This is a genomic window from Mycetocola sp. TRD_SC_2 (genome assembly GCF_055361225.1).
Window position 1 is genome coordinate 862,889 of record NZ_CM143954.1, and the last position, 22,132, is coordinate 885,020.

The window sequence follows — 22,132 nt, forward strand, 5'->3', positions numbered from 1 at the left end:
CGGTTGTGAAATATGACGTAACGCGCGCGTTCTAGGCTGGAGCCATGAGTGCACAACGCGTGGTCGTGACCGGGGCGAGTTCAGGGATCGGAGCAGCGACCGTGCGGTTGTTCCGGGCGAACGGCTGGGACGCCATCGGCGTTGCCCGCCGGGCCGACCGGCTGGAAGAGCTCGCCACCGAGACCGGAGCAGACACCTTCATCGCTGACGTGACCGTGCAGGCAGATGTCGACGCCTTGCGCGACTTCGTCGCGGCATCCGGCGGTGCCACTGCTCTCATCTGCAATGCCGGCGGTGCGTTCGGGATGGACTCGGTCGAGTCGGGGGACCCGGACGACTGGGCGCGCATGTTCGACGTCAACGTTCTCGGCACCAAGCGGGTGATCTCTGCCCTGCTTCCGCTCCTTCGACAGCAGGATTCCGCGACGATCGTGGGCATCACCTCGATCGCCGGGTCCATCGCCTACGAGGGCGGCGGGGGCTACAACGCGGCGAAGTTCGCACAGCGGGCACTGTTGCAGGTGCTGCGGCTCGAGCTGGCAGGCGAACCGATCCGTGTGATCGAGGTCGCGCCGGGCATGGTGCAGACCGAGGAATTCTCGCTCGTGAGGTTCGGCGGCGATCGCGAGAAAGCGGATGCCGTCTACCGCGACGTCCAGAACCCGCTCAGTGCGGACGACATCGCGTCCACGATCGTGTCGACCGTCGAACTCCCCGCGCACATCAACATCGACTCGATCACCGTGAAGCCCGTCGCGCAGGCCGCGCCGCACAAGGTGATCCGCGGGAACCTCGAGATGAAGGCCCGCTGATGGACGGGACGCTCGCCGGTGGCAACATGAATTCCGTCGAGCGGAGGGGCGACACGGTACGCCGGATCGCGGGCCCGTGGACGCCGACGGTACACCGCTACTTGCGCTACATCGCCCGCAACGGGATCGACTGGGCGCCCGAGCCACTCGATATCGACGGCGACCGCGAGGTACTCAGCTACCTTCACGGCACGGTGCCGGTCTACCCGTTGCCGGACTGGGTCTGGGAGGACTCGGTTCTGATCGACGGCGCACGGATGCTTCGCCGCCTCCCGACGCATCGGTCGGCTTCGCTGTCGACGACGCGACCTGGCAATCGAGCGTCAAGGTCCCCGCCGAGGTGATCTGCCACAACGATTTCGCGCCACACAACCTCGCCTTCAACGACGAGGGACGTTTTCTCGGCGCCATCGACTTCGACATGTGCTCGCCGGGACCGCGGATCTGGGACCTGGCGTACTTCGCTACCCGGGCGTGCCCGCTGACCGCTTCACCACCCGAAGGAGCGCCGGGGCCAGACGACGCGAAGCGCAGGATCGAGCTGATCCTGAGCGAGTACGGGTCGGATGCCACGTGGCACGACGTCGTCCGCGTCGCGATCACGCGGCTCGATGACCTCGCCGAGTTCTCGATCGCCAAAGCCGACGAACTCTTCAAGCCGCAATTGCGCGCAGAAGCCGTCGCGTATGAGCGGGACGCGAAGTACCTCGCCGGGTGGCTGTAGCTCGCGTCCCAGTTTCAGAACGGTGTGATCCCGTACACGGGCTGGTCGGCGGCGAGCAGGCGGCGCAGGGTGCGCAGCGCGCCGGGGGAGTGCTCGATAATCTGACCGGCAGCGCCGAGGGTGAGCGGGTCTGCCCCGCCGAGGTAGATGGAGCCGAGCGCCCAGGCATCCAGCGCGACATCCGCGGTGGCCGCATCGTCCAAGGTGACGCGTGCACCGGCATCCGTCACCGTCAGGCGGAAGGTGCCTGACGCGTACCCAAGCGGATCGGTGATCTGCAGCACGATTTCACCGGGAGTCGAATACGGCCTCGCTTCGAGGGCGGCGATTGGATCAAGGACGCGCAGCCACAGCCAGTCCTGTTCAGCGGTGACGGTGAGGAGCCGCGGATTTTCGAGTGCCCAGGCGAGGGGTTCGTCGAGCCGCGCCTGATTCCAGGTGACCTTCTCGGTCAGGTCGATCGAGGCAAGGTACTGCCAGAGCCCCAGAGCCGCGTTGTCATCGGCGGCGACGAGGTCGATCACCTCGACGGAGCGGGGATCACCGGCCACCCGGTACGAGACGAACCCGTCGATGGCGCCGTCCGGGTCGTAGTGGAGGGCAGCACGAACGCTGCGGTCCTCGTTGCCGTCGGAGTCGACGAGACCGGTGATGGCGTGCCAGATGCCGACGTGGCGGTCGACGGAGCCGGTCTGTGTCTCGTGGAACCGTGCGAAGACGCGCGGCCCAATGTCGGTGAGTTCGAGGGCATCGATCTGCTCGCACGAACCGGTGGGAACGGTGAGCAGGCGAAAGCGCGCATCGCTCGCGAGCGAGACGGTGCGTGTCCACGCGGCAGGGCCGAACCCGAACCGGCGGTAGATCGTCGCCTCGGATGCCGTCAGTGCGGCGATCGCGAAACCGTCGGCCGCGGCGATGGCCAGGTTCTCGGTCATCATCCGCCGGAGCAGACCCCGCCTGCGGTGGGTTGGCCGAACGGTGACCGCTGAGATGAGGTGGGCGGGCACGAGACGACCGCCGCCCACGTTCAACGACTTGGGGAACGACGAGAACGTGGCGACGGGGTACTCGGCGGGAAGCGACGGCTCCGGGCGGGTACGAGGGTACGCGCCGGTCAGGGTCTGCTCATCGGTGAGCAGTGCTTCCGACACACGGACGAGTGAGGCTTCGGTGTATCTCTTGGAGTGGAAACCCTGGGTTTCGGCCTGCAGCCAGCCACGGGTATCGGCGTTGACCTCGGTGCCCGACGGGGCGAAACGGCGGATCTCATAGCTGTCGTTGATTGTGCTCACACCGAAACCCTACGGCGAAGGGTGAGGAGAACGACAGCGCCGACGAGGAGACCCCAGAACGCGCTCCCCACCCCGAGCACGACGATGCCGGACGCGACGACGAGGAAAGTCGCGATCGCGGCGAGCCGGGAATCGGGGTCCTCCAGGGCTCCGGTCAGCGAGGCCACGAGGGCACCGAGCACGGCGAGACCGGCGACCGCGGTGATGATGATCGGCGGTGAAGCGCCGACGAGCGCCGTTGCTACTCCTGCGCCGAGGCCGAGAATCAGGTAGACGATGCCCGCGGTAAACGACGCGATCCAGCGCTTGTTGCGGTCGGGGTGTGCCTCCGGACTCGCCATGAGTGCCGCGGTGATCGCCGCGAGGTTGATGACGTGGCCGCCGAAGAGGGCGCCGATGCCGGACGCCGCGCCAGACCCCATGAGCGCCGCGCGGGCCGGAACCGTATATCCGAAGGTGGACATCACGATGACCCCTGGCACGTTCTGCCCGGCCATGGTGACGATGAAGAGCGGAATTCCGAGGCTGAGAACGACGGCCGGGTCGAACGCCGGCGCAACGAAGGTCAGTGAAGGAGCGATCGTGGCAGCGCCGAGCCAGTCTGTTCCCGCCGTGAGGCCGATCGCCACCGCCGCGACGGCCATGGCACCGGGAACAGCCCATCGTTGCGCGAACCGGTACAGCACGAGCCACGTGGCGACGATCGGCAGGCCGAGCAGGGGCAGTTCGACCGACGCCTGGATCGGCGCGAGGCAGATCGGAAACAGGATGCCGGCGAGCATTGCGGATGCCAGCGGCTTGGGAATGCGGGTGATTGCGCGTGCCAGTGGCGACCAGAGCCCGCACAGAACGATGAGCACGGCACAGACGAGGAAGGCACCGACGGCAGACGCGAAGCTCGCGGACCCCGTGCCTGCGGCGAGCAGCAGGGCGGCCCCCGGTGTCGACCACGCGAACGACAGCGGAATGCGCAGGAACCAGGTCAGCACGATGCTGGTGATGCCGACGACGAGGCAGAGCGCGAGCAGTCCCGATGATGCCTGAGCGTCGCTTGCGCCGACGGCGGTGAGGCCCGCGATGACGAGAGCGAACGAGGTGGCGAACCCCGTGATGGCCGCGACGATCCCGGCCGAGATGGGTTGGAGAATGACGGATCCTTCGCGCTCTGGCGGTACGGTCGGCGTGGTGGAATCTCATCCTGTCGGGTGGACGCACGCCATGCCAACTCCGGATGTCCCGCCGGGCACCGTAGGCTCGGAGCATGAGTGTGCACCTGGTTGGCGGCGGTTGGTCCGAATCTTTCGACACGGCGGTGTACGCCCCGTTCCTTTCCGAGGTCGCTGAGCGTGCGAGCGCCTCAGGCGGGGAAGGTGCGCCGCGAGTGGCCGTCCTGGTTGTCCGCGATGGTGACGGTGCCGAACACGCCGCGACGTTGATCGAAGCGGCGGGCATGACCGGGGGGTTCGAGCCGGTGGTCACGGCACTCGCGCATGGTGAGGAGGCGACGACGGCGGCGCTCGCCGATGTCCACGGCATTCTCGTCGGTGGGGGACTGACCCCGGCGTACCTCGCGGCGCTCCAGCCGGTCTTCGGTGAGATTCGCCGGCAGGTGGCCGCTGGCGTGCCGTACCTCGGCTTCTCTGCCGGGGCATCCATCGCCGCCGAGCACGCGCTGGTCGGCGGCTGGCGCATCGGCGGTGTCGAGGTGAGCCCCGAGGCGGGTTCCGAGGATCTCGACGAGGTCACCGTGGAGAACGGCATCGGCCTGCTCGACATTTCCGTCGATGTGCACGCCGTGCAGTGGGGTAATCTCTCCCGCCTCATCGCCGCGACAGAAGCAGGTCTCGTTGAAGGCGGGATCGCGATCGACGAGAACACCGCATTCATCGTCGGCGAGGGTGCCCTTCGTGCGGTCGGCACGGGCACTGTGTGGCAGGTCCTCCCCACCGAAGCAGGTGTGCGCGTCTCCTCGCTGGCTGCCGGATGACGGCCGTGTTCGACCTCGCCGCACTCGCGGCATCCGGTCGCTTCGATGCCGGATGGGCAGGCGCACTCGCACCGGTTCAACCCGAGCTGGATGCCATCGCGCGCCTTCTCGAGGAGGACGAACGAGCGGGCATCGAGGTGTTGCCGCGCCGAGAGAACATTCTCCGTGCCTTCACGGCGCCGCTCGATGACGTCCGTGTGCTGATCGTCGGCCAGGACCCGTACCCGACCCCCGGACACTCGATCGGCATGGCGTTCGCCGTCGAACCGCACGTGCGGCCGTTGCCACGGAGCCTCGCGAACATCTATCGGGAACTCACCGATGACCTGGGAACGCCGCCGCCGTCATCCGGCGACCTGAGCCCGTGGACGCGCAAGGGTGTTCTTCTCCTCAACCGGGTGCTGACCGTTCGGGCGGGAGAGTCGGGCTCTCACCGGGGAATCGGGTGGGAGAAAGTGACGGATCTCGCGATTCGCACGCTCGTGGAGAGGGATGCTCCGCTGGTGGCGATTCTGTGGGGTCGCGATGCGCAAGCACTCACTCCGCTTTTCGGAACCACACCGATCGTCGCAAGCGCGCATCCGAGCCCGCTGTCGGCATCTCGCGGCTTCTTCGGATCCCGGCCGTTTTCGCGAGCGAATGAATTGCTCAAGCAGCAGGGAGCCGAACCGGTCGACTGGAGCCTCGAAACCGACAAGCTGTGGTGAAACACACCCGAAACGCGAGTCATCTACTCTTGAACGGTGCTTGAAGAGGAATACCAGCCGCGCCGCAAACTGCCGCCGCACCTGCGTAAAAAGCCTGAACCCGAAACGGCCTTCAGCTATACGATCCGTGAGGCCGAACTGGCCGATCTGCCGCATATTCGTGAGATCTACAACTACTACGTGGCGAACAGCGTCGTGACCTTCGACGAGGACAAGATGTCGCTCGCGAAGTGGAAATCGAAATTCGCCCACCTGCAGAAGCTCGGGATGCCGTTCATCGTCGCCGAGTCACCCAACAAGGTCATCCTCGGCTATGCCATGGTCTCGCCGTGGAAAGAGAAGCGCGCGTACCGGTTCACCGTCGAGAACTCGATCTATCTCGGTCCGGCCTCGACCGGTAAGGGACTCGGCCGGGTGATGCTCGCTGAACTCATCGAGCGATCGAAAGCGGCGGGACTCAAAGAGATCCTCGCGGTGATCAGCGACAAGGGCGCCGAGGCATCGATCGCCCTTCATGAGTCGTTCGGTTTCACCGAGATCGGTCGGATGGGCCGGGTCGGATTCAAATTCGAACGCTGGCTCGGAACCGTGCTGCTGCAGAAGTCGCTCAAATAACGGATGCCGGCTGGCTGCGATAGCGTGTCGGCATGCCGAAATCCGTTCCGTCCGATCGTCCCTCCCGGCACACCGTCCTCCGGTCGTATGCCGGCGAAATCCATGCAGAACCGGGCGCTGTCTATGCCGCCATCAAGCACAGGCTGACTCCGCCGGACCCGGACGTCACCCGCTTCACCGCCGATGACGTCGAGCGCCTCCTCGTGATCCAGGGCGGCTGGTGGTACCGCGGGGAGTACCGCGTGCTTGCCACCGAGGGCGGTTCGCGGATCGAGCACGAACTTCTCAATGTGGCCGGACCGCTGCACTTTCTCGGTACGCTCGCTGCCCGCACGTCGACGAGACAATCAGCCCACGTCTTCGGGCGGCTGCTGACCGAACTGGCCGCTGAACTCGAGGCATGACGAAGGGCCGGGAGGTGTGTACCCCCGGCCCTTCGCATCCGTGCGGTTGTCAGCCCTTCGGTGTTGCCCGACTGAGGATGAAGAAGCCGGCGAACGCGGCGAGAGCCGTCGGAATAAGAGTCCACGCTACGACGCCGTGTGGACCTGACGCGACGAACCATTCACCGACGAGCGGCCAGCTCTGCGAGAAGGTGATCAGGGCGATCGCGCCGAGAAGCAACAGCATCGTGATCGCACCGGCGATCAGCAGCCCATTGGTGCGCCAGCGCATGAAGATCGTTCCGCTCACGGCACCGATGAACGCGAAGAACAACATCGCCGCGGTGAAGACAAACAGTCGCTGCCACACGGGGCCTGCGCCGAAGTAGACCGAGGTGAACATGTGACCGCCGAGGCCCCAGCCGTTCGTCCACTCCTCCACGTAGGAGAGGAGCGTGAGGGCCGCTCCATAAGCGACAGACAGCACAGCGAACGCGAGGGAGGAGCCGAGGTAGAACTCCCGGCGAGTCAGGCTGAGCCCGAGCGCGTATGCGAACGTCATGTTCATCGACTGCACGCCGATGACGAGCAGGTAGACGAAGACGTAGAACGAGGCGCCGCTCCACTGGGTGCCGTCGAATGCGTCCTGGCGATCCGAGCCGGAAACGTTTGCGTCGATGATCCACCAGATGGTCATGTTGATGAGCCAGATGAAGGCCAGGATCATCAGCGGGATCCAGTACACGGTCCACTTGTTGATGAAGTTGAGCCGAGCGGCGTTCCAGATGCGATTCATGGGATGGGGGTTTCCCGCCTGGGCCGGAGCTGGACCGGTGGCCGTCGTGGTGGTCTGGGTTGTGGTCGTCGAGGGGATGGTCATGACTGGGTCTCGAATTCCTTCTCGGTGAGGTTGGTCTTTCTCACGATGAGTTGCTGCAGCGAAACGGGGGAGAGCTCGAGGCCGGCCTGAGCGGCCTCGCGACGCTCGTCGGCGTCGAGCCTTCCGACGGTGACGGAGGCGAGCCCTCCGATGCCGTCACGGTGGAGCACATCGCGCCCGGCGACGAACGCGTCGACGGCTGTGCGGGTTCCAACCACTGTCGTCGCTGACCCGCGCAGGGTCTCGGCCGGCTCGTCGATGATCATGGAGCCCTGGTCGATCACGAGAACGTGCTCGAGCAGCTGTGAGACCTCGTCGATCAGGTGGGTCGACAGCACGACGGTCCTGGGGTGCTCGGCGAAGTCAGCGAGCAGGCGATCGTAGAACAGCTGGCGAGCAACGGCGTCGAGTCCGAGGTACGGTTCGTCGAAGAAGGTCAGCGGAGCGCGTGAGGCGAGCCCGACGATGACGCCGACGGCCGAGAGCTGGCCACGGGAGAGCTTCTTGATTCGCCGGTTCACCGGGAGCCGGAACTCATCGACGAGCTGGGCGGCGAAGTCCGCGTCCCAGTTCTCGAAGAACCAGGGCGCACTCTGGAAGACGTGCTTGGGCTGGAAGTCGTCGGGGTAACGCTGGCTCTCCTTGATGAAGGAGATGCGGCTGAGCACGCGGGCGTTCTCGGTGGGGTGTTCACCGAAGACGCGGACGTCCCCGGAGGTGGCGAAGTCCTGGCCGGTCAGCACCTGCATGATCGTCGTCTTGCCTGCGCCGTTCCTGCCGAGCAGCCCGGTGATGGTGTTCGGCTGAATCTCGAAGCTGGCATTGTCAACCGCGGTCACTTTGCCGAATCGTTTGGTGAGTCCGTGGACGCTGATGACCGCGTTCGATGCGGTCGCTGAGGAGGAGGTCATGCTGAAACACCTTCCGTGGAGATCATTTCTGTGAGCTGGTCGGGATCGATCCCGAGTTTTGCCGCCTCAGCGATGAGCGGGCGGATGAATTCGTCGCGGAACCGGGTTCTGCGAGCGTCAACGAGTCGGGCGCGGGCGCCCTCGGCCACAAACATGCCGATTCCTCTCTTCTTGTACAGGATTCCGTCGTCGACAAGGCGATTCACTCCCTTGCCTGCGGTTGCCGGGTTGATGCGGTAGAAGGCCGCGAACTCGTTCGTCGACGGCACCTGGCTCTCCTCCGCGATCGAGCCGGCGATGATGTCGTTCTCGATCTGTTCCGCGATCTGCAGGAAGATCGGCTTGCCTTCGTCGATCACGGCACCTCCGGTTATGTGGTTCACTACTTCAGTAACTAACCAACTCTCTTTGGGTTCGATTGTCAAGAGCCGCGACGATTAATTTCCCGAATAGGCTCGATGCGTGACCGAACTCCATGAACTCAGCGCCCTCGACCAATGGCTCGCCCTGCAGCGGGGCGAGGTCACGCCCCTCGAGCTGACGACGCACTACCTCGACCGGGTCGAGAGGATCGACCCGGGACTTGGTGCGTTCGTCACGGTGACAGCGGATGCCGCTACCCGGCGCGCGCAGGACCTCGAACGCATCGTGCCCCGCACCGGAGCGTTGTGGGGGCTCCCCACCGCGGACAAGGACCTCGACATGCGTCGTGGTGTTGCCACGGGCTTCGGCTCACGAGCGTTTGCCGGCACGATTTCGCCGCGGTCCGATGAGATCGTCGAGGTGCTCGATGGCGCGGGGGCGATCAGCCTCGGCAAGACCAACACCCCTGAGTTCGGGATGCACGGCTACACCGAGTCGCTCGTTGCGCCGCCGGCGCGAAACCCCTGGGACCTCGCTCTCGGAGCGGGTGGCTCGAGCGGGGGAGCGGCCGCCGCCGTGTCGGCGAGGCTTCTGCCGTTTGCTCCCGGTAGCGACGGCGGCGGGTCGATCCGGATTCCGGCTGCGGCGTGCGGACTCGTCGGGATCAAACCGTCGCGCGGGCTCGTTCCCGCCGGCTCCGGCATCCAATCGACCGGCGGTCTCGCGGTCAAGGGGCCGATCGCCCGCTCGGTGACGGATGCCGCCCTCCTGCTCGATGCGATGATCGGGCGCAGGAACGGTCGGATCGATCACCACTTCACGCTCCGGGCGCCGGACGACAACGACGGTGACCTGCTCGGTGCCGCTGTTCGCGGGGAGGGCCGGTACTCGATCGGTGTTCTCGGAAACTCACCGTTCGAGGACGGGATGGAGATCACCGTCTCGCCCGAGGCATCCTCAGCCGTCAGTGTCGCTCTCGCTCACCTCGGCACGATGGGCCACGGTATCGAGGACGTCCGTCTTGAGCATGACGGAGGATATCTGGACGCCTTCCGCACGCTGTGGCGGATCTCCGCATCCTCGATCCCGGTCGATGATGACCGGCTCGGGCTGCTCGAACCGGTCACTCAGCACCTCGTGCGCTCCGGACGTGCGCTCGGTGCCCGCGACGTTGTCGAAGCCCTCGCCGCGCTCACCGCTTTCGAGCGCAGTGTGCTCGCCCAGTTCTCCCGCTTCGACGCGGTGCTGACGCCGACGCTCGCCCAGACGCCACGGCCGGTCGGCTGGTGGGACACCGAGGACGCCGACAGGAACTTCGTGCAGCAGTGCCAGTATTCGCCGTTCACGTCGTTCGTGAATGTCGCGGGTCTTCCCGCGATCACCCTGCCCGTCGCTGAGACGGTCGACGGACTCCCGATGGGTGTGCAGCTCATCGGTCGTCCGGGTGGAGAGTCGACGCTGTTGGCGATCGGCAGCCAGCTGGAACGACGCATCCGGTGGCAGTTGCGAACGCCAGCGGTCGCGCACCGCTGAGAGCCCGCCCGAGGTCATGGGCCACAATGGGACCATGACCACTGCAGCTCGCGTTCATCTCTCGAAGACCCGTCCGTCCGCGTACGAGAAGCTCGCTGCGTTCTCCAAAGAGGTCGGTGAACTCGCCCGTGCCGCAGGCATGGAACCGCTCCTCTGTGAGTTGGTGCAGATGCGGGCATCGCAGATCAACGGCTGCGCGTATTGCCTGCGTGTGCACACGAAGAAGTCCCTCGAGCTCGGCGAGACCCCCGAGCGGATGACGATGCTGTCGGCGTGGCGCGATGCGGGGCTCTACAGTGAGCGGGAGCGCGCCGCTCTCGCCCTCACCGAGGCCATCACGCTGGTGTCGCAGGGCAATGTCTCGGACGAGGTGTACGAAGCATCCCGTGAGGTGTTCGATGAAGAGGAATTCGCCACGCTGTCCTGGATGATCATCTCGATCAACACCTTCAACCGGGTCGCGGTGACGAGCCGGTATCTCGTCGACCCCGAGTGACTCTGGGAGACGGCTGCACAGAACGACTCTCGTCTGGCGAAGTCAGGTAAGGCTTGCCTATACTGAAAGGGACATGAGCGTTCAGACCCGCACCGACCACACCGGTCATCGAGCCAACGAAGCGAACCACAAGCAGCGCGTACAGTTCCTCGTTGCGGCCGATGAATCCGCGCTCCCGGAACTCGAGGCAATGCTCTCGACTCTTCCGCTGTGTGCGACAGGTCGGGTTTTCGTCGAAGTCGCGTCTGAGGATGACATCGGCACACTTCAGGTTCCGCCGCGGATGACGGTGACCTGGCTTTCACGGTCACGCCGGTCAGGTGCCCCTGGCTCCGGTCGCTCCTGCTCGAAGGGCGAAGCGGTCTCCCGTGCCGTGCGTGCCTGGGCGGGCGAAATGCTGTGCGATCACCCCGAAGAAGTTCACGTCTGGTTGGGTGGAAACTACCGCGGTGTCTCGGACTCTCACGAGTACCTGACCGCCGATCTCGGTGTCGCGGATGCCGTCATCGAGACTCCTCCCGCCTACCGACTCAGCCCCTCGCGCTGAACCTCTTCTGCTGACGGCGCATCGTTCGCTGACGGCGCTTCGTTGTCGGGCGAGAAGCCTGTGCTGCGTCGCCGTGCGCGGGCGAGCGGTGACGTGCTCGGGAGCGGGATGGGTTTTCGTTCGCGATCGATCGCGGGAGGCGGAACGGCGAAGTACTCGGTACCCTCGCGGATGATTCTCCACCCAGTGTTGTGGATGAACATGTGGCAGTGCCGACACAGAAGGATGCCGTCGGCGATATCCGTTCTACCGCCGTCCGCCGCCCACTTCTGGATGTGATGCGCCTCGGTGTATGACGGTGGCCGGTCGCAATCCGGCATCCGGCACCCGCCATCACGTATCGCGAGAGCGATGCGCTGTTTCGTCGTGAAGAGGCGCTCTTCGCGGCCGACATCGAGCGGGCTTCCCGCCGGATCTATGGTGACCGGGACCATTCCGCTGATGCACATCTGCCGGTCGATGAAACTGCCGGGGACTCCGTCTCCCGCTTCTTCGAAGTAGCCGTTTCCAGTCGTCGTGCCGGTTGCCCCGACGGTTGCCGTGTTCGCGGTGGTGGGTGCATCCGCGGTCCCTGCTCCCGCCATGGGAAGGTTCTCTCGCGTGATGACCACCCGAACGCCGGGTTGGCGGGACCCGAACGCGAGGTTCCTGTCGGCCTCCGACCCGGCTTTGAGCAACTCCATCATGAGGTCGAAAACGATCTGCTCGTTACTTCGAGCGTCGGTCCGAAGTTTCTTCGCCCGTTCGGCTTCGACCGGGTCGACGAAGCGTGGGCCTCCGCGGCGGGGACGCATCGCGGCGCCGAGCATCGCGTCAAGCCACGCGGCTGACTCTTCATCGAACTGGACCCATGCCGTTCGGGCGCCCTCGGGCGTGCGGCTGAACCGCCAACTGCGGTTCGCGTAGCGCTGGTCCCAGCGTTCTTGTACTCCGAGCGGGTCGATTTCGTCACGGAGGTGCCGCGCCCGGCGCCCGAGCTCGTCAGCGTGAACGTCGGCGGCATCGGCCACGATCTCTTCTGCCGCCGATCGCAACGTCTCAGTGCTCACGCGGTCGCTCGGTTCACCGAGTCCACGCATGACGATCGTCACTGCCTCGGTGCGGAGCACGCCTTCGCGAGCAGCCCTGGTCAGAGGTTCATGCCAGGGAACCTCGGGCGCGGGTCGGATGGCAACAACACCCAGCTCCGACCCTGGAGTGATCGCATTCGACTCCGGCCCGATTACTCCATCGACCTCGACGGCGCTGGCGGGAGTGCAGCGGAAGTCGCGGCATCAGCCTCACCCATCGCCCCTCCGAGCTTCACCTGACGGAACGCCTCGGTACGGGTAGACCCGGTCAGCCTCTGGACCAGGTGAACCGCAGTGCGGTCACCGGTCGACTGCGCCAGCCCGGAGTACCCGAGCGCTCGCTCTGACCGCTTCGCGACCACTCCTGCACCAGCCGCGAGGATCGCGTCGAACTCGGAGCGTACCCGGGCCACTTCTTTCAGAAGTTCTTGCAGCTCGTCGTTGCTTGCCGCGTCGATGACGTGCGTGAGGGGGAGCGGAGGAGCTGAAGCGAGAGATGTCGCAGGCGCCCTGCCCTCGAACTCAGCCAGCTGGTCGCACACACTGAGTGCGACTTCGCGGACCTGTTCTGACATCTTCGCCATGCCCTCAGTTTACCGAAACCCGCCGACATGGGAAAGTATGTTCGATAAATCTGTGGACAACTCATCTCCCCGGAACCCGCCGCCTGCCAGCCATAATGGAGCCATGGCATCCCACGTCCCTTCCCTGTCGCTCAACGACGGCACGTCGATTCCGCAGCTGGGTCTCGGGGTGTACAAAGTGCCGGAGAAGTCGGTGGCGGATGTCATCACGACCGCCATCGACGCCGGATATCGTCACATCGACACGGCAACCCTCTACGCCAATGAGAGAGGCGTTGGGGAGGGCATCCGGCGGAGCGGGATCGACCGCGATGAGCTCTACCTGACGACAAAGGTCTGGAACTCGGACCACGGTTTCGACAGCACGCTGCGCGCATTCGACACCAGCATAAAGTTGCTCGGGGTCGATGTGCTCGACCTGTACCTGATCCACTGGCCCGCTCCGACGCAGGACCGCTACGTCGACACCTGGCGAGCGCTCGAGCGGCTGAAAGCGGAGGGCCGGACCCGATCCATCGGTGTGAGCAATTTCCATCCGCACCACCTCCAGCGGCTGTTCGACGAGACGAGCATCGTGCCGGCCGTGAACCAGATCGAGCTGCACCCGTGGCTTCCGCAGGCCGAGGCCCGGGCCTTCCACGAATCTCGCGGGATCATCACCGAAGCCTGGTCACCGCTGGCGCGGGGCGGCATCCTCGGCAACCCCACCCTCGACCTGATCGCGGAGAAGCACGACGTCAGTGCAGCCCAGGTCATCCTTCGCTGGCACCTGCAGCTCGGCAACGTCGTGATCCCGAAGTCCGTCACGCCCTCGCGCATCGCCGAGAACATCGACGTGTTCGGCTTCGAGCTCGATGACGACGACCTCACCGGCATCGCCACCCTCGAGTCCGGCGAGCGGACCGGCAGGGATCCGGACGACCTCGACTGAGCTAACGCCCGAGCTCGGCACGCACCTGCGGAAGCACTTCGGTAGCAAGGAGTTCGATCGATCGCATCACCAGGTCATGTGGCATGCCCGACCAGTCCATCTGCAGCGCTTGGCGGTCGTGGCCGAGGTGACCGTGGAGCGAAATGATCCTGTCGGCCACTTCGTTCGGGCTGCCGGCGAAGATCGCGCCGCGCTTCGCGGTCTGGCTGTCGTAACCCAGCCGGCTGGGTGCGGTGAACCCGCGTTCAGCGGAGATCTTCGCCATGGACCGCTTCCAGTACGGAAAGAACGTGTCCTTCGCTTCCTGGCTCGTGGGGGCGATGAAGCCTGGCCCCGACACGGCGACCCGCAGGTCGGATGCCGCGTGGCCCGCTTTCTGCCCGGCCTCGCGGTAAAGCGCGGCGAGCGGCGCGAACTGCTCCGGGTAGCCGCCGATGATCGCGTAGTTGATGGGGAGTCCGAGGTACCCGGCGCGCATCGATGACTCGGGGTTCCCTCCCGTCGCGATCCAGATGTCGAGCTTTCCGGCGGGCGGGCGCGGCAGGATCAAGGCATCGTCGAGGGGAGGGCGGAACTTGCCCCGCCACGTCACGCGCTCATTGGCGTTGAGCTCGAGCAGAAGAGCGAGCTTCTCCTCGTACAGTTCGTCGTAGTCGGCGAGGTTCGCGCCGAACAGCGGAAACGACTCAATGAAGGAGCCGCGGCCGGCAGCGAGCTCGACTCTGCCGTTCGAGAGAAGGTCGATCGTCGCGAACTGCTGGAACACGCGCACCGGGTCCTCGGTCGACAGCACGGTGACAGCACTCGAGAGGCGGATTCGCTTCGTGGCGGTCGCCGCAGCGGCGAGGACGATCGCCGGTGAGGTGATCGAGTACTCCGGCCGGTGGTGCTCTCCGATGCCGAACCAGTCCAGCCCGGCGTCATCCGCCAGGCGGATCCACTCCATGGTGTTCGCCAGTTGCGCACCAGCCGTGCCCGGCATCCCGGTGGACGGATCGCTGGGGATGTCCCCGAACGTGTAGACGCCGAGTTCCATAGTCATGCCGAGCGGGTGACGCGCTTGCGTTGGCGGGGAAGGTAGCCGCCCTTCTCGAGGTCGGCCTCGATCTCGAACCGGTTCTTGAGCGGATTGGTACCCGCCGCGAGGTAGAGCAGAGGAAAGACCATCCCATAGCGCTGCCACTGACGTTTATGAACAGCCTCATGCTCGAGCACATCATCCGACACATTCGTGCGAGTGAGGTAGCAGCCGCCGACACAGGAGCCACCCCGCCCGAAGGTCCACCTCGGCATGCCGGTGAAGACCCAGAGACCGTTGCGGCGCTCGATCGGGCCGGTCGACCAGATCGAACCCCAGACGAGGCCGACGAGGTTGGCGTACAGGTAACCGAGACGGCTGACGGGGGAGTCGAAGAGAACCCGCTTCATCGTTTCTGGCGGGGTTTCTCTGCGGGAGTGTTCATGCTCTGAGGCTATCGATCAGGGGTGCGGCGCGCACAGTCAGCGGGCGAGAGCGCCGAGAATTCTCAGGATGGTGCCGAGATCGTCGACGGCGTGTGTGGAACTCGCAGGGGCGAACCCGGCGATCCCGCCGCCGGAGAACCCGAACTTCCCCTTCACCGCAGCGATCAGGTCGACGAGGGTGGCGGCGGGGAGCCCGAAGGGTTCAGCCCAGTCCGTGCCGGCGATGTCGGCCGGGTCAAGCACATCGAGGTCGACGTGCACGTACACCTTCGATGCACCGGATGCCGCGACCGCTTCGATCAGGGTGTCTGCCGTCGCGTCCTCGACCGACAGCATCCGGATTCCGGTGTCGTCCAGGCAGTCTTGTTCGCCGGGGTCCACATCGCGGGCGCCGATCACAATGACGCGCTCAGGCGACAGCGCTGTTTTCGGGGCGAGTTCCGGAACGCCGTCGCCGAGGAGGGCGCGCAGGACCATGCCGTCGAAGGATCCCGACGGCGAGGTTTCGGGGGTGTTGAGGTCGGGGTGGGCGTCGAACCAGAGCACGCACGTGTCGTCGTCCGTCGAGAGCACGGCGTCGATGGCGGCGAGTTCCACCGAGCATCCGCCCCCGACGGTGATCACAGGCGAGGTTGCCGCACGAAGCGCGGCATCCTGACGGTCACGGATGATGCGCAACGACGACAGGCGGTTGACGCCGCTGTCGAGCGAATCCCCGGCTTCTGGCGGAACGTCGACGACCGTGGTGGCGGAGGAGGGAAGGTCACCACGGATCGCCTCGGCTCCGTCGATGAGCCGCATCGCGCGGGATGAACCGGAACCCTGCCACGCGGGCACAACCACGAAAGTCGCCATCCCCTTAGTATCCAAGGTTTCGATGTCGCGATGCGACCTCCGCGAGAAACCTCTGTATTGCGTCTCGTTTCGACTGTCGTGGCAAAGACGCGCCTGGCAAGGCAGAATGAATGGGTTGCACGCGAGCGGGGAGGAGCCCGGATGATCGAGAACAGCACCGGGCGCCGGCTCGTCATGGTCGAGGTGACCGAACAACGGGAGAACTCTCCGGCATACGGAGCATACGTTCGCACGATGATCGACCGGGCTGCTGCCGAAGCGCGCAACTCCGGCTGGGACGTTAGACAGGTCTCCGCGGCCGACATCGGAGTCGACGGTCTGCTTCAGGCTGCTCACAACGTCGATGCCGTCGTGATCATGGGCGGCGAGGACATCGACCCGCAGTTCTACGATGGCCAGCGCGGATACGAGGGTGAAGGCGAGCACTTCGAGGTGGCGGACGCCGCGCAGATCGAACTCGTCCGTTTCGCCGTGACGCGCGGCCTCCCGCTCCTCGGCATCTGCCGCGGCCATCAGGTCATCAACGTCGCCCTCGGGGGAACGCTCCTCCAGCACGTCGACGACGCCGGTCACCGCAACGTCGACCTGCCGGTGGAGTACGCCCTCGTCGAGCACCCGGTGCGGCTGGCTGCACAGAGCTCGATCCGCGAACGTTTCGGGAGCGACCACATCGTCGTGCAGAGCGCGCATCATCAGGTCGTCGACCGGCTCGGTCTCGGGCTCCGGGCGGTCGGCTGGGCACACGACGGCCATATCGAAGCGATCGAACACCGCGATCTGCCGATCACCGGTGTGCAGTGGCACCCTGAGGCTCTGCTCGCGCCTGCGGGCCAGCTTCGCGTGCTTCTCGACGGCCTCGCCGTGCAGACCGACGCTCTGCTCGAAATCGCCTGACCCCACAAACGCGACGGACCCCGGGACGGATGCCGAAGCATCCGTCCCGGGGTCCGGGCAGTTCGCTGGTGGAAACTACTGGTTCGGCGTGTACGGGGCGTTCTGGGTCGCCTCGACAGCGGGCTGGGACTGCGACCCGGAGACGGCGGCAGATCCACCCGACTTCATCGCGGCGAGCCGCGCTTCGACCTCGGTCAGTTCACCGATGTCCTCGAGCGACTCGAACTGCGCGTCAAGGCTTGATGCCGCGAGTTCCTGCTGGCCGCGGACTTTCGCTTCTTCGCGGCGGATCTTGTCTTCGAAGCGGCTGACCTCACTGGTCGGGTCCATGATGTCGATGCTCTTGACCGCGTCGTGAACCTTCCTCTGTGCCTCGGCGGTCTTCGACCGGGCGACGAGTTCGCTGCGCTTCGACTTGAGCTGCTCGAGCTTCTGCTTCATGCCGTTGAGGCCATTCTTCAGCTGGTCGACGACCTGGGTCTGCGACGTGATCTGCGGCTCGGCCATCTTCGCCTCGTTCTCCGAGGTGATCTGGCGCTGCAGGGCGACCTTGGCGAGGTTGTCGAACTTGTCGGCGTCGGCTGCATTGCCTGCGGTGCGGTACTCGTCGGCCTTGCGGCTCGCGGCGAGCGCCTTGTTGCCCCAGTCGCTCGCTGCACGCACGTCTTCGGCGTGGTCCTCTTCGAGCAGGCGCAGGTTGCCGATGGTCTCGGCGATGGCGCTCTCTGCCTCGGCGATGCTGTTGGTGTAGTCACGCACCATCTGGTCGAGCATGAGCTGCGGGTCTTCCGCCTGGTCGATGAGAGCGTTGATGTTAGCCTTCGCCAGTTGCGCGATGCGCCCGAAGATCGACTGTTTGGTCATGATTCTTCCTTCCGATCGGTATTTGTGTGTTCGGTGGGCGTCAGAAACGTCCACCACCCCGGCGTGAGCGTGTGCCGCCCCCGCCGAAACTTCCTGCACTCCGGCCGCGCGACCGGCCGCCGCCTCCGAAGCCACCTCCGAAGCCTCCGCCTCCGAAACCGCCGCCGAAGCCACCGCTTGAGCGTCCGCCTCCGCCCAGGACCGAGTTGATGATGATGCCGCCGAGAATGGCGCCCATCATGCCGTTCCCCGATTGCTGCTGGCCGCCGCCGAGCATCCCGCCGTAGCCACCCGACATCCCGAAGCCGGAGACATCCGACTGGGCGGAATCGATCGCGGCCCGGGCAAGCTGGTGCGAGGTCTGGGCGTAGGTGAGGGCAGACACCGGGTCGGATGCCGCCGTCTGCTGCGCCTGCACGAGGTTGCGTCCCGCTTCGGCGAGCCGGGTGCGGGCATCGGCGCCGACTGCGCCCCGGCGGGCAACGATGTAGTCCTCGGCTGCAGATACCTGCGCGCTCGCGGCGGAGATGGCGTGACCGAGCTGCGACTGGGCCCGCTGGAACTGAGCCTGCGCGTCGCGGACCTGCTGGAGGATGCCATCGATCGCTGTGTTGGCTGCCTCGAGGCGGCGCAACATGTCGAGCGGGTTGTGGACGCCGGACCGGTGCTGTTCGACCTCGGCGATGGCACCCTCCGTCGCCCTGATGACATTGACCAGCGATCCGTCCGGGTCCGGTTGGGACCGGGCAAGCTGGAGGTCGTTGCGCAGGTCAGCGAGCACGTTGGCGATCGATCGGTCGGCGGCATCGAGGTCTGTGCCCAGTTTGTCGATGGCATCGAGAAGGATGCCCGCCTGGTCGATCGACTCCTCGGCAGCCCGGATGTCGACGGCCGCTTCGCTGAGTACATTCGCCGCGATGTCTTCGTCGGCGGCGTCGAGAGTGGTCGCAGCGAAGGTCAGCCGTTCACTTGCCTGTTCGACGTTGTCAGCCACAGTGCTGAGAGCGGCCGCGTCGAATCGGGTGCCCAGCGTCTCGAGCGTGCCCGCCGCTGCAGACAGGCGCGTGCTGACCTGGGCGTGCTCGGCCCGAAGCGACGCGACGGCAGCCGGCGCGTTCTTCTCGAGCTGGCGAAGTTCGTCGAAGGCTGCCGCTTCGCGATCGAGAGCGGCGTTCGCGTCGATGCACAGGCGGATGATGTCGGCGTTCCACGCCCGGATCTGTTGTTCGGTGTCCGGTTCCGCATCCGACAGTTTCTGCCGGATCGTGAATGCTCGCGACAGGTTCTCCGAGGCAGCCGCGATAGCGGCACGGAACGATGCGACGGTCTCTTCTCCATACTGGGCGACGGCGAAGCCGAGTTCTTCCTGGCTGGTCTTCACCGCATCGTCGGTGTCGACGAGCGCGCTTCCGGCCTGGCGCTGCAGGTCCTCGGTCGACACGGCCGCGAGTTCAGCCGGTTCACCGGCGCGGGGATTGACCGCTGCCTTTTTCGTGGACCGGCGCCGCATCATCATCACGAGCACGATGATCGCGAGCACGGCGATGCCGGCGATGATCAGGCCGCCGCCGGGGAAGCCGCCGCCGCCTGGAGCTGCCGATACGTCGTCGCCCGAAATGGCGCTTTGGATCCCGTTTGCCGCTGCGACCCCTGCTCCACCCCAGTCACCGTCACTCAGCCGCGGCTGCACGAGCCGCTGCTCGATCTCACCGATCTGATCGTCACTGACCGGACCATCGGTGGCACCGGAGAGGAAGTAGGTGCGCTGCTCCGTGGCCACGGCGAGCAGATACTGCGCCGGCCCGAGACCGTTCGCCTCCGCTGTGGTGTTCGCCCACTCCGCGGCATCCGTCGGGCTCTCGAAGGTGTCGACGTAGACGACCCAGAGGTCGGCGCCGGTCTCACTGTTGAGGGTGTCGACCGCCGACTCGATGGCTTCTTCGTCTGCGCCGCTCAGAACACCTGACTCGTCGAGCACCCGCCCGGCCGGGAGATCAACCGGCTCGGCCGCGATCGCTGCCGCTGGTGTTCCCAGAACGACGCCGGCTGTCAGCGCCGCAAGAACCCAGAGTGAGCGTGCCCGCAATTTTGCCCGCCTTCGTTTGTCGGTGGAATAGCACTTGTGAGTCTAGGGTTGCCGGACTGGGGGAGTCCAGACACCGGGGTTTCGCTCCCGGGGCTCGCTCGATCACTGCCCGCTGTGCTATCGAGCAGCCGGTGGGCATCCCAGCACGCACCCGTTGACCTGGCGGCAGCGTGGCATCCGTTCGCCGGGGAGTGTCACGGCTAGCGTGTTCCGAGTGAGTTACGACCCGTACCCCAGCGACGTCCTCGCCACGGACTGGCGAAAGAGCAAGACCCCTCCTCCCGCCGAGCACGAAGCGGTGATGGACCTCGTCGTCGAAGAGGTGATGAGCGGCTGGTGCGGAGCGGTCACGGGTATCGAGGGTAAGACCGTCCAGCTCGAGGACCGCCACGGTAAACGGCGCGTGTTCCCGCTCGGCCCCGGGTTCCTTCTCGAGGGAAAGCCCGTCATCCTCGTTCCGCCGAAGAAGAAGGCGACCGGCCCGACGCGTACGGCATCCGGATCGTTCGCCGTCGCCGACTCGCGTGCCCGCGTCGCCCTGCCCTCTCGCATCTACGTCGAAGGTCGCCACGACGCCGAACTCGTCGAAAAGGTCTGGGGCGACGACCTCCGGGTCGAGGGCGTCGTCGTCGAGTACCTCGGCGGCATCGACGACCTCTCCGCGATCATCGCCGACTTCGCGCCGACGCCCAAGCGCAAGGTCGGTGTGCTCGTCGATCACCTCGTACCCGGCTCGAAAGAGACACGAATTGCGGATGCCGTCATGCGTGGCCCGCACGCGGGGAACGTTCTCGTCGTCGGTCACCCCTATGTCGACGTGTGGCAATCGGTGAAGCCGGTGCGGGTCGGGCTCAAGGAATGGCCAGAGATCCCGCGGTCGATCGAGTGGAAGAAGGGTATTTGCGCCGCCCTCGGTCTTCCCAACGAGAGCCAGGCGGATGTCGCACGGGCGTGGCAGGCGATCCTCCGGCGGGTGCGAAACTACTCCGACCTCGAACCGGCGTTCCTCGGCCGTGTCGAGGAACTCATCGATTTCGTCACCGCCCCGTAGCACCGCTCGTCTCGAGAAGGGCCGCCATCACCGTGCGGCGACGCTCGGGAGAGACGAGCACGCTCACGTTGTCAGACACCTGTTCGATCGAGCCCACGCCGGCCGGTAATGCGCGAACGCGCTCGTCCGTGATCGACTCCAGCAGTGCCTCGGGCACGGCCCCGACTCCGAGGAACGGACGATCCCAGAACGGCTCGACAGCGGCGGCAACGGTCGGAAGACCCAGGTGTCCCTGGCGCTCGTGGAGCGCTGTGATGGCCGTCGCGAGCGCCGCTTCACGGTCTTCCCACCGGTCGGCGCCGAGCGCCGCGGTCAGCGCGGGTGCCACGTCGGCAGCGACGGGAAGGTCGGCGAACATCGTGCCGAGCCACTTCGAATACGGAGGCCAGCGCCGCTCGAGCGAAAAACCGAGCCGCATCGCGGAGGCAGCGATGCGCGCCGTGATCAGCCGGGACCCCAGCTCGTCACCCCGCGAAGCCGCCCGTCCGACGAACGGGAACTCCTGCCCCATCCGCGCCCAGTCCGCGGCAAGAACGTAGCGCCACACGTCGTCCGGGTACCAGCTGAACCGGTTCCGGATCGCGGCGAACGTCCCCGCATCGTCGGCGAAGACGGCGCCGGCGGTGACCTCGAGAACCGACTGTCCGGTCACCGACAGCCAGTCGTCAATGTTCACAGGCTCAGGGCCGACCCCGGTCCTCGAGAGAACGAACTCGTCCGCCGTCGATACCTCGACCTGCACCGTGGGGACCGGATGCCACGTGGTGGCGAACCGTGTCGGATACCCGCGATACTCCGGCGGCAGCCGCTGCGCGAGCCGGACCCGGATCGGCTCGACGACATCCGCGTCGACGAGGAGGGTCAGCCGGAGCCCCCAGTCGTGGTCGCGGGACATCGCGTCGTCAAGGCCGAGTACCTCTGACCCGGAGCCGAAACGGCCGGCTGTGAGCGGTAACCCGGGCCAGCCGGCCGCGATCACAGGGCGCACAACATCGGTGAAGTAGCTGCGAGACAGTTCGGCGCCGGAGAGGCTCATGGTGGTCATCGTGCCAAGATCGCCGGCGCACCGCTACCTCGGCGGAT

Annotated in this window: 26 protein-coding genes; 13 read left to right on the top strand and 13 right to left on the bottom strand. The window is 65.9% G+C overall.

Going from position 1 to position 22,132, the window contains the following annotated elements:
- The first annotated feature begins 44 nt into the window (after positions 1-44).
- Genes ACWA1Q_RS04045 through ACWA1Q_RS04055 form a run of 3 tightly spaced genes read left to right on the top strand, consistent with a single transcriptional unit; the run spans position 45 to position 1,536 of the window.
- Positions 45-812 carry an SDR family NAD(P)-dependent oxidoreductase gene (locus tag ACWA1Q_RS04045; RefSeq protein WP_463759733.1) on the top strand — a complete coding sequence of 256 codons (768 nt, stop codon included), beginning with the start codon at positions 45-47 and terminating at the stop codon, positions 810-812.
- Positions 812-1,156, top strand: a complete 345-nt coding sequence (locus tag ACWA1Q_RS04050; RefSeq protein ID WP_463759735.1) for a hypothetical protein — start codon at positions 812-814, stop codon at positions 1,154-1,156. Before ACWA1Q_RS04045 ends, ACWA1Q_RS04050 begins: the two co-directional genes overlap by 1 nt.
- Positions 1,153-1,536 carry an aminoglycoside phosphotransferase family protein gene (locus ACWA1Q_RS04055; protein ID WP_463759737.1) on the top strand — a complete coding sequence of 128 codons (384 nt, stop codon included), beginning with the start codon at positions 1,153-1,155 and terminating at the stop codon, positions 1,534-1,536. The genes ACWA1Q_RS04050 and ACWA1Q_RS04055 overlap by 4 nt, the downstream gene beginning before the upstream one ends.
- Positions 1,537-1,550: 14 nt before the next feature.
- Here the strand turns inward: ACWA1Q_RS04055 and ACWA1Q_RS04060 are convergent, their stop codons facing one another.
- Together ACWA1Q_RS04060 and ACWA1Q_RS04065 are read right to left on the bottom strand one after the other, a co-directional pair.
- Entirely contained in the window at positions 1,551-2,828 is a 1,278-nt protein-coding gene (locus ACWA1Q_RS04060) for a GNAT family N-acetyltransferase (protein ID WP_463759738.1), read from the bottom strand.
- Positions 2,825-3,976 (bottom strand): benzoate/H(+) symporter BenE family transporter, encoded by a 1,152-nt coding sequence (locus ACWA1Q_RS04065; RefSeq protein ID WP_463760762.1) that lies wholly within the window; start codon positions 3,974-3,976, stop codon positions 2,825-2,827. Before ACWA1Q_RS04065 ends, ACWA1Q_RS04060 begins: the two co-directional genes overlap by 4 nt.
- A gap of 113 nt (positions 3,977-4,089) precedes the next feature.
- Here ACWA1Q_RS04065 and ACWA1Q_RS04070 point away from each other — a divergent pair, with 113 nt between their 5' ends.
- From ACWA1Q_RS04070 to ACWA1Q_RS04085, 4 genes are read left to right on the top strand one after another with little or no spacing between them, the layout of a single operon-like run.
- Positions 4,090-4,815: a Type 1 glutamine amidotransferase-like domain-containing protein gene (locus ACWA1Q_RS04070; RefSeq protein ID WP_463759739.1), complete on the top strand. Its 726-nt coding sequence runs from the start codon at positions 4,090-4,092 to the stop codon at positions 4,813-4,815.
- Entirely contained in the window at positions 4,812-5,522 is a 711-nt protein-coding gene (locus ACWA1Q_RS04075; RefSeq protein ID WP_463759742.1) for a uracil-DNA glycosylase, read from the top strand. The genes ACWA1Q_RS04070 and ACWA1Q_RS04075 overlap by 4 nt, the downstream gene beginning before the upstream one ends.
- Before the next feature lie 36 nt (positions 5,523-5,558).
- Positions 5,559-6,137 (top strand): N-acetyltransferase family protein, encoded by a 579-nt coding sequence (locus ACWA1Q_RS04080; RefSeq protein ID WP_463759743.1) that lies wholly within the window; start codon positions 5,559-5,561, stop codon positions 6,135-6,137.
- A 32-nt stretch (positions 6,138-6,169) separates the two neighbouring features.
- Positions 6,170-6,541 carry a hypothetical protein gene (locus tag ACWA1Q_RS04085; protein ID WP_463759744.1) on the top strand — a complete coding sequence of 124 codons (372 nt, stop codon included), beginning with the start codon at positions 6,170-6,172 and terminating at the stop codon, positions 6,539-6,541.
- Positions 6,542-6,590: 49 nt separating this feature from the next.
- Here the strand turns inward: ACWA1Q_RS04085 and ACWA1Q_RS04090 are convergent, their stop codons facing one another.
- Genes ACWA1Q_RS04090 through ACWA1Q_RS04100 form a run of 3 tightly spaced genes read right to left on the bottom strand, consistent with a single transcriptional unit; the run spans position 6,591 to position 8,670 of the window.
- Entirely contained in the window at positions 6,591-7,400 is an 810-nt protein-coding gene (locus tag ACWA1Q_RS04090; RefSeq protein ID WP_463759746.1) for a hypothetical protein, read from the bottom strand.
- Positions 7,397-8,311: an ABC transporter ATP-binding protein gene (locus tag ACWA1Q_RS04095; protein WP_463759747.1), complete on the bottom strand. Its 915-nt coding sequence runs from the start codon at positions 8,309-8,311 to the stop codon at positions 7,397-7,399. Before ACWA1Q_RS04095 ends, ACWA1Q_RS04090 begins: the two co-directional genes overlap by 4 nt.
- Positions 8,308-8,670, bottom strand: a complete 363-nt coding sequence (locus ACWA1Q_RS04100; RefSeq protein ID WP_121671513.1) for a GntR family transcriptional regulator — start codon at positions 8,668-8,670, stop codon at positions 8,308-8,310. Before ACWA1Q_RS04100 ends, ACWA1Q_RS04095 begins: the two co-directional genes overlap by 4 nt.
- A gap of 103 nt (positions 8,671-8,773) precedes the next feature.
- Here ACWA1Q_RS04100 and ACWA1Q_RS04105 point away from each other — a divergent pair, with 103 nt between their 5' ends.
- From ACWA1Q_RS04105 to ACWA1Q_RS04115, 3 genes are all read left to right on the top strand, one after another.
- Positions 8,774-10,207 carry an amidase gene (locus ACWA1Q_RS04105; RefSeq protein ID WP_463759749.1) on the top strand — a complete coding sequence of 478 codons (1,434 nt, stop codon included), beginning with the start codon at positions 8,774-8,776 and terminating at the stop codon, positions 10,205-10,207.
- A 34-nt stretch (positions 10,208-10,241) separates the two neighbouring features.
- Positions 10,242-10,703 (top strand): carboxymuconolactone decarboxylase family protein, encoded by a 462-nt coding sequence (locus ACWA1Q_RS04110; RefSeq protein ID WP_463759751.1) that lies wholly within the window; start codon positions 10,242-10,244, stop codon positions 10,701-10,703.
- Positions 10,704-10,776: 73 nt separating this feature from the next.
- A complete protein-coding gene (locus ACWA1Q_RS04115; protein ID WP_463759753.1) occupies positions 10,777-11,250 on the top strand; it encodes an SIP domain-containing protein in 474 nt (157 codons plus the stop codon).
- On the opposite strand, the gene ACWA1Q_RS04120 is transcribed toward ACWA1Q_RS04115, so the two are convergent.
- Together ACWA1Q_RS04120 and ACWA1Q_RS04125 are read right to left on the bottom strand one after the other, a co-directional pair.
- Positions 11,226-12,359 (bottom strand): HNH endonuclease signature motif containing protein, encoded by a 1,134-nt coding sequence (locus tag ACWA1Q_RS04120; RefSeq protein ID WP_463759755.1) that lies wholly within the window; start codon positions 12,357-12,359, stop codon positions 11,226-11,228. The two genes, ACWA1Q_RS04115 and ACWA1Q_RS04120, sit on opposite strands and share 25 nt — an antisense overlap.
- Positions 12,360-12,472: 113 nt before the next feature.
- Positions 12,473-12,904, bottom strand: coding sequence for a hypothetical protein (locus ACWA1Q_RS04125; protein WP_463759757.1), 432 nt, complete (start codon positions 12,902-12,904; stop codon positions 12,473-12,475).
- Between the two features lie 103 nt (positions 12,905-13,007).
- On the opposite strand from ACWA1Q_RS04125, the gene ACWA1Q_RS04130 reads away from it, so the two are divergent.
- Positions 13,008-13,835 carry an aldo/keto reductase gene (locus tag ACWA1Q_RS04130; protein ID WP_463759758.1) on the top strand — a complete coding sequence of 276 codons (828 nt, stop codon included), beginning with the start codon at positions 13,008-13,010 and terminating at the stop codon, positions 13,833-13,835.
- A gap of 1 nt (position 13,836) precedes the next feature.
- Here the strand turns inward: ACWA1Q_RS04130 and ACWA1Q_RS04135 are convergent, their stop codons facing one another.
- The 3 genes from ACWA1Q_RS04135 to ACWA1Q_RS04145 form a co-directional block, all read right to left on the bottom strand.
- Entirely contained in the window at positions 13,837-14,877 is a 1,041-nt protein-coding gene (locus ACWA1Q_RS04135; protein ID WP_463759760.1) for an LLM class flavin-dependent oxidoreductase, read from the bottom strand.
- Positions 14,874-15,263, bottom strand: a complete 390-nt coding sequence (locus ACWA1Q_RS04140; RefSeq protein ID WP_463759762.1) for a Fe-S oxidoreductase — start codon at positions 15,261-15,263, stop codon at positions 14,874-14,876. The genes ACWA1Q_RS04135 and ACWA1Q_RS04140 overlap by 4 nt, the downstream gene beginning before the upstream one ends.
- Positions 15,264-15,335: 72 nt before the next feature.
- Positions 15,336-16,154 carry an arginase family protein gene (locus ACWA1Q_RS04145; protein ID WP_463759764.1) on the bottom strand — a complete coding sequence of 273 codons (819 nt, stop codon included), beginning with the start codon at positions 16,152-16,154 and terminating at the stop codon, positions 15,336-15,338.
- Positions 16,155-16,295: 141 nt separating this feature from the next.
- Between ACWA1Q_RS04145 and ACWA1Q_RS04150 the strand changes: the two genes are divergently transcribed.
- Positions 16,296-17,048 (top strand): gamma-glutamyl-gamma-aminobutyrate hydrolase family protein, encoded by a 753-nt coding sequence (locus ACWA1Q_RS04150; RefSeq protein ID WP_463759765.1) that lies wholly within the window; start codon positions 16,296-16,298, stop codon positions 17,046-17,048.
- Between the two features lie 75 nt (positions 17,049-17,123).
- Here ACWA1Q_RS04150 and ACWA1Q_RS04155 read toward each other — a convergent pair whose 3' ends face one another.
- The gene (locus ACWA1Q_RS04155) at positions 17,124-17,912 is read right to left on the bottom strand and encodes a PspA/IM30 family protein (RefSeq protein ID WP_463759766.1); all 789 of its coding nucleotides are present in this window, start codon (positions 17,910-17,912) and stop codon (positions 17,124-17,126) included.
- A 40-nt stretch (positions 17,913-17,952) separates the two neighbouring features.
- The gene (locus ACWA1Q_RS04160) at positions 17,953-19,998 is read right to left on the bottom strand and encodes a TPM domain-containing protein (RefSeq protein ID WP_463759768.1); all 2,046 of its coding nucleotides are present in this window, start codon (positions 19,996-19,998) and stop codon (positions 17,953-17,955) included.
- Between the two features lie 214 nt (positions 19,999-20,212).
- On the opposite strand from ACWA1Q_RS04160, the gene ACWA1Q_RS04165 reads away from it, so the two are divergent.
- A complete protein-coding gene (locus ACWA1Q_RS04165; protein ID WP_463759770.1) occupies positions 20,213-21,049 on the top strand; it encodes a DUF3097 domain-containing protein in 837 nt (278 codons plus the stop codon).
- Here the strand turns inward: ACWA1Q_RS04165 and ACWA1Q_RS04170 are convergent.
- Positions 21,036-22,094 (bottom strand): DUF4037 domain-containing protein, encoded by a 1,059-nt coding sequence (locus ACWA1Q_RS04170; protein WP_463759772.1) that lies wholly within the window; start codon positions 22,092-22,094, stop codon positions 21,036-21,038. The genes ACWA1Q_RS04165 and ACWA1Q_RS04170 overlap by 14 nt on opposite strands.
- Positions 22,095-22,132 lie beyond the last annotated feature (38 nt).

Coding starts and splice junctions, on each gene's coding strand:
- ACWA1Q_RS04045 (WP_463759733.1), top strand. CDS start 45: ATGAGTGCACAACGCGTGGTCGTGACCGGGGCGAGTTCAGGGATCGGA.
- ACWA1Q_RS04050 (WP_463759735.1), top strand. CDS start 812: ATGGACGGGACGCTCGCCGGTGGCAACATGAATTCCGTCGAGCGGAGG.
- ACWA1Q_RS04070 (WP_463759739.1), top strand. CDS start 4,090: ATGAGTGTGCACCTGGTTGGCGGCGGTTGGTCCGAATCTTTCGACACG.
- ACWA1Q_RS04075 (WP_463759742.1), top strand. CDS start 4,812: ATGACGGCCGTGTTCGACCTCGCCGCACTCGCGGCATCCGGTCGCTTC.
- ACWA1Q_RS04085 (WP_463759744.1), top strand. CDS start 6,170: ATGCCGAAATCCGTTCCGTCCGATCGTCCCTCCCGGCACACCGTCCTC.
- ACWA1Q_RS04090 (WP_463759746.1), bottom strand. CDS start 7,400: ATGACCATCCCCTCGACGACCACAACCCAGACCACCACGACGGCCACC.
- ACWA1Q_RS04095 (WP_463759747.1), bottom strand. CDS start 8,311: ATGACCTCCTCCTCAGCGACCGCATCGAACGCGGTCATCAGCGTCCAC.
- ACWA1Q_RS04110 (WP_463759751.1), top strand. CDS start 10,242: ATGACCACTGCAGCTCGCGTTCATCTCTCGAAGACCCGTCCGTCCGCG.
- ACWA1Q_RS04115 (WP_463759753.1), top strand. CDS start 10,777: ATGAGCGTTCAGACCCGCACCGACCACACCGGTCATCGAGCCAACGAA.
- ACWA1Q_RS04125 (WP_463759757.1), bottom strand. CDS start 12,904: ATGGCGAAGATGTCAGAACAGGTCCGCGAAGTCGCACTCAGTGTGTGC.
- ACWA1Q_RS04130 (WP_463759758.1), top strand. CDS start 13,008: ATGGCATCCCACGTCCCTTCCCTGTCGCTCAACGACGGCACGTCGATT.
- ACWA1Q_RS04135 (WP_463759760.1), bottom strand. CDS start 14,877: ATGACTATGGAACTCGGCGTCTACACGTTCGGGGACATCCCCAGCGAT.
- ACWA1Q_RS04140 (WP_463759762.1), bottom strand. CDS start 15,263: ATGAAGCGGGTTCTCTTCGACTCCCCCGTCAGCCGTCTCGGTTACCTG.
- ACWA1Q_RS04145 (WP_463759764.1), bottom strand. CDS start 16,154: ATGGCGACTTTCGTGGTTGTGCCCGCGTGGCAGGGTTCCGGTTCATCC.
- ACWA1Q_RS04150 (WP_463759765.1), top strand. CDS start 16,296: ATGATCGAGAACAGCACCGGGCGCCGGCTCGTCATGGTCGAGGTGACC.
- ACWA1Q_RS04155 (WP_463759766.1), bottom strand. CDS start 17,912: ATGACCAAACAGTCGATCTTCGGGCGCATCGCGCAACTGGCGAAGGCT.
- ACWA1Q_RS04170 (WP_463759772.1), bottom strand. CDS start 22,094: ATGACCACCATGAGCCTCTCCGGCGCCGAACTGTCTCGCAGCTACTTC.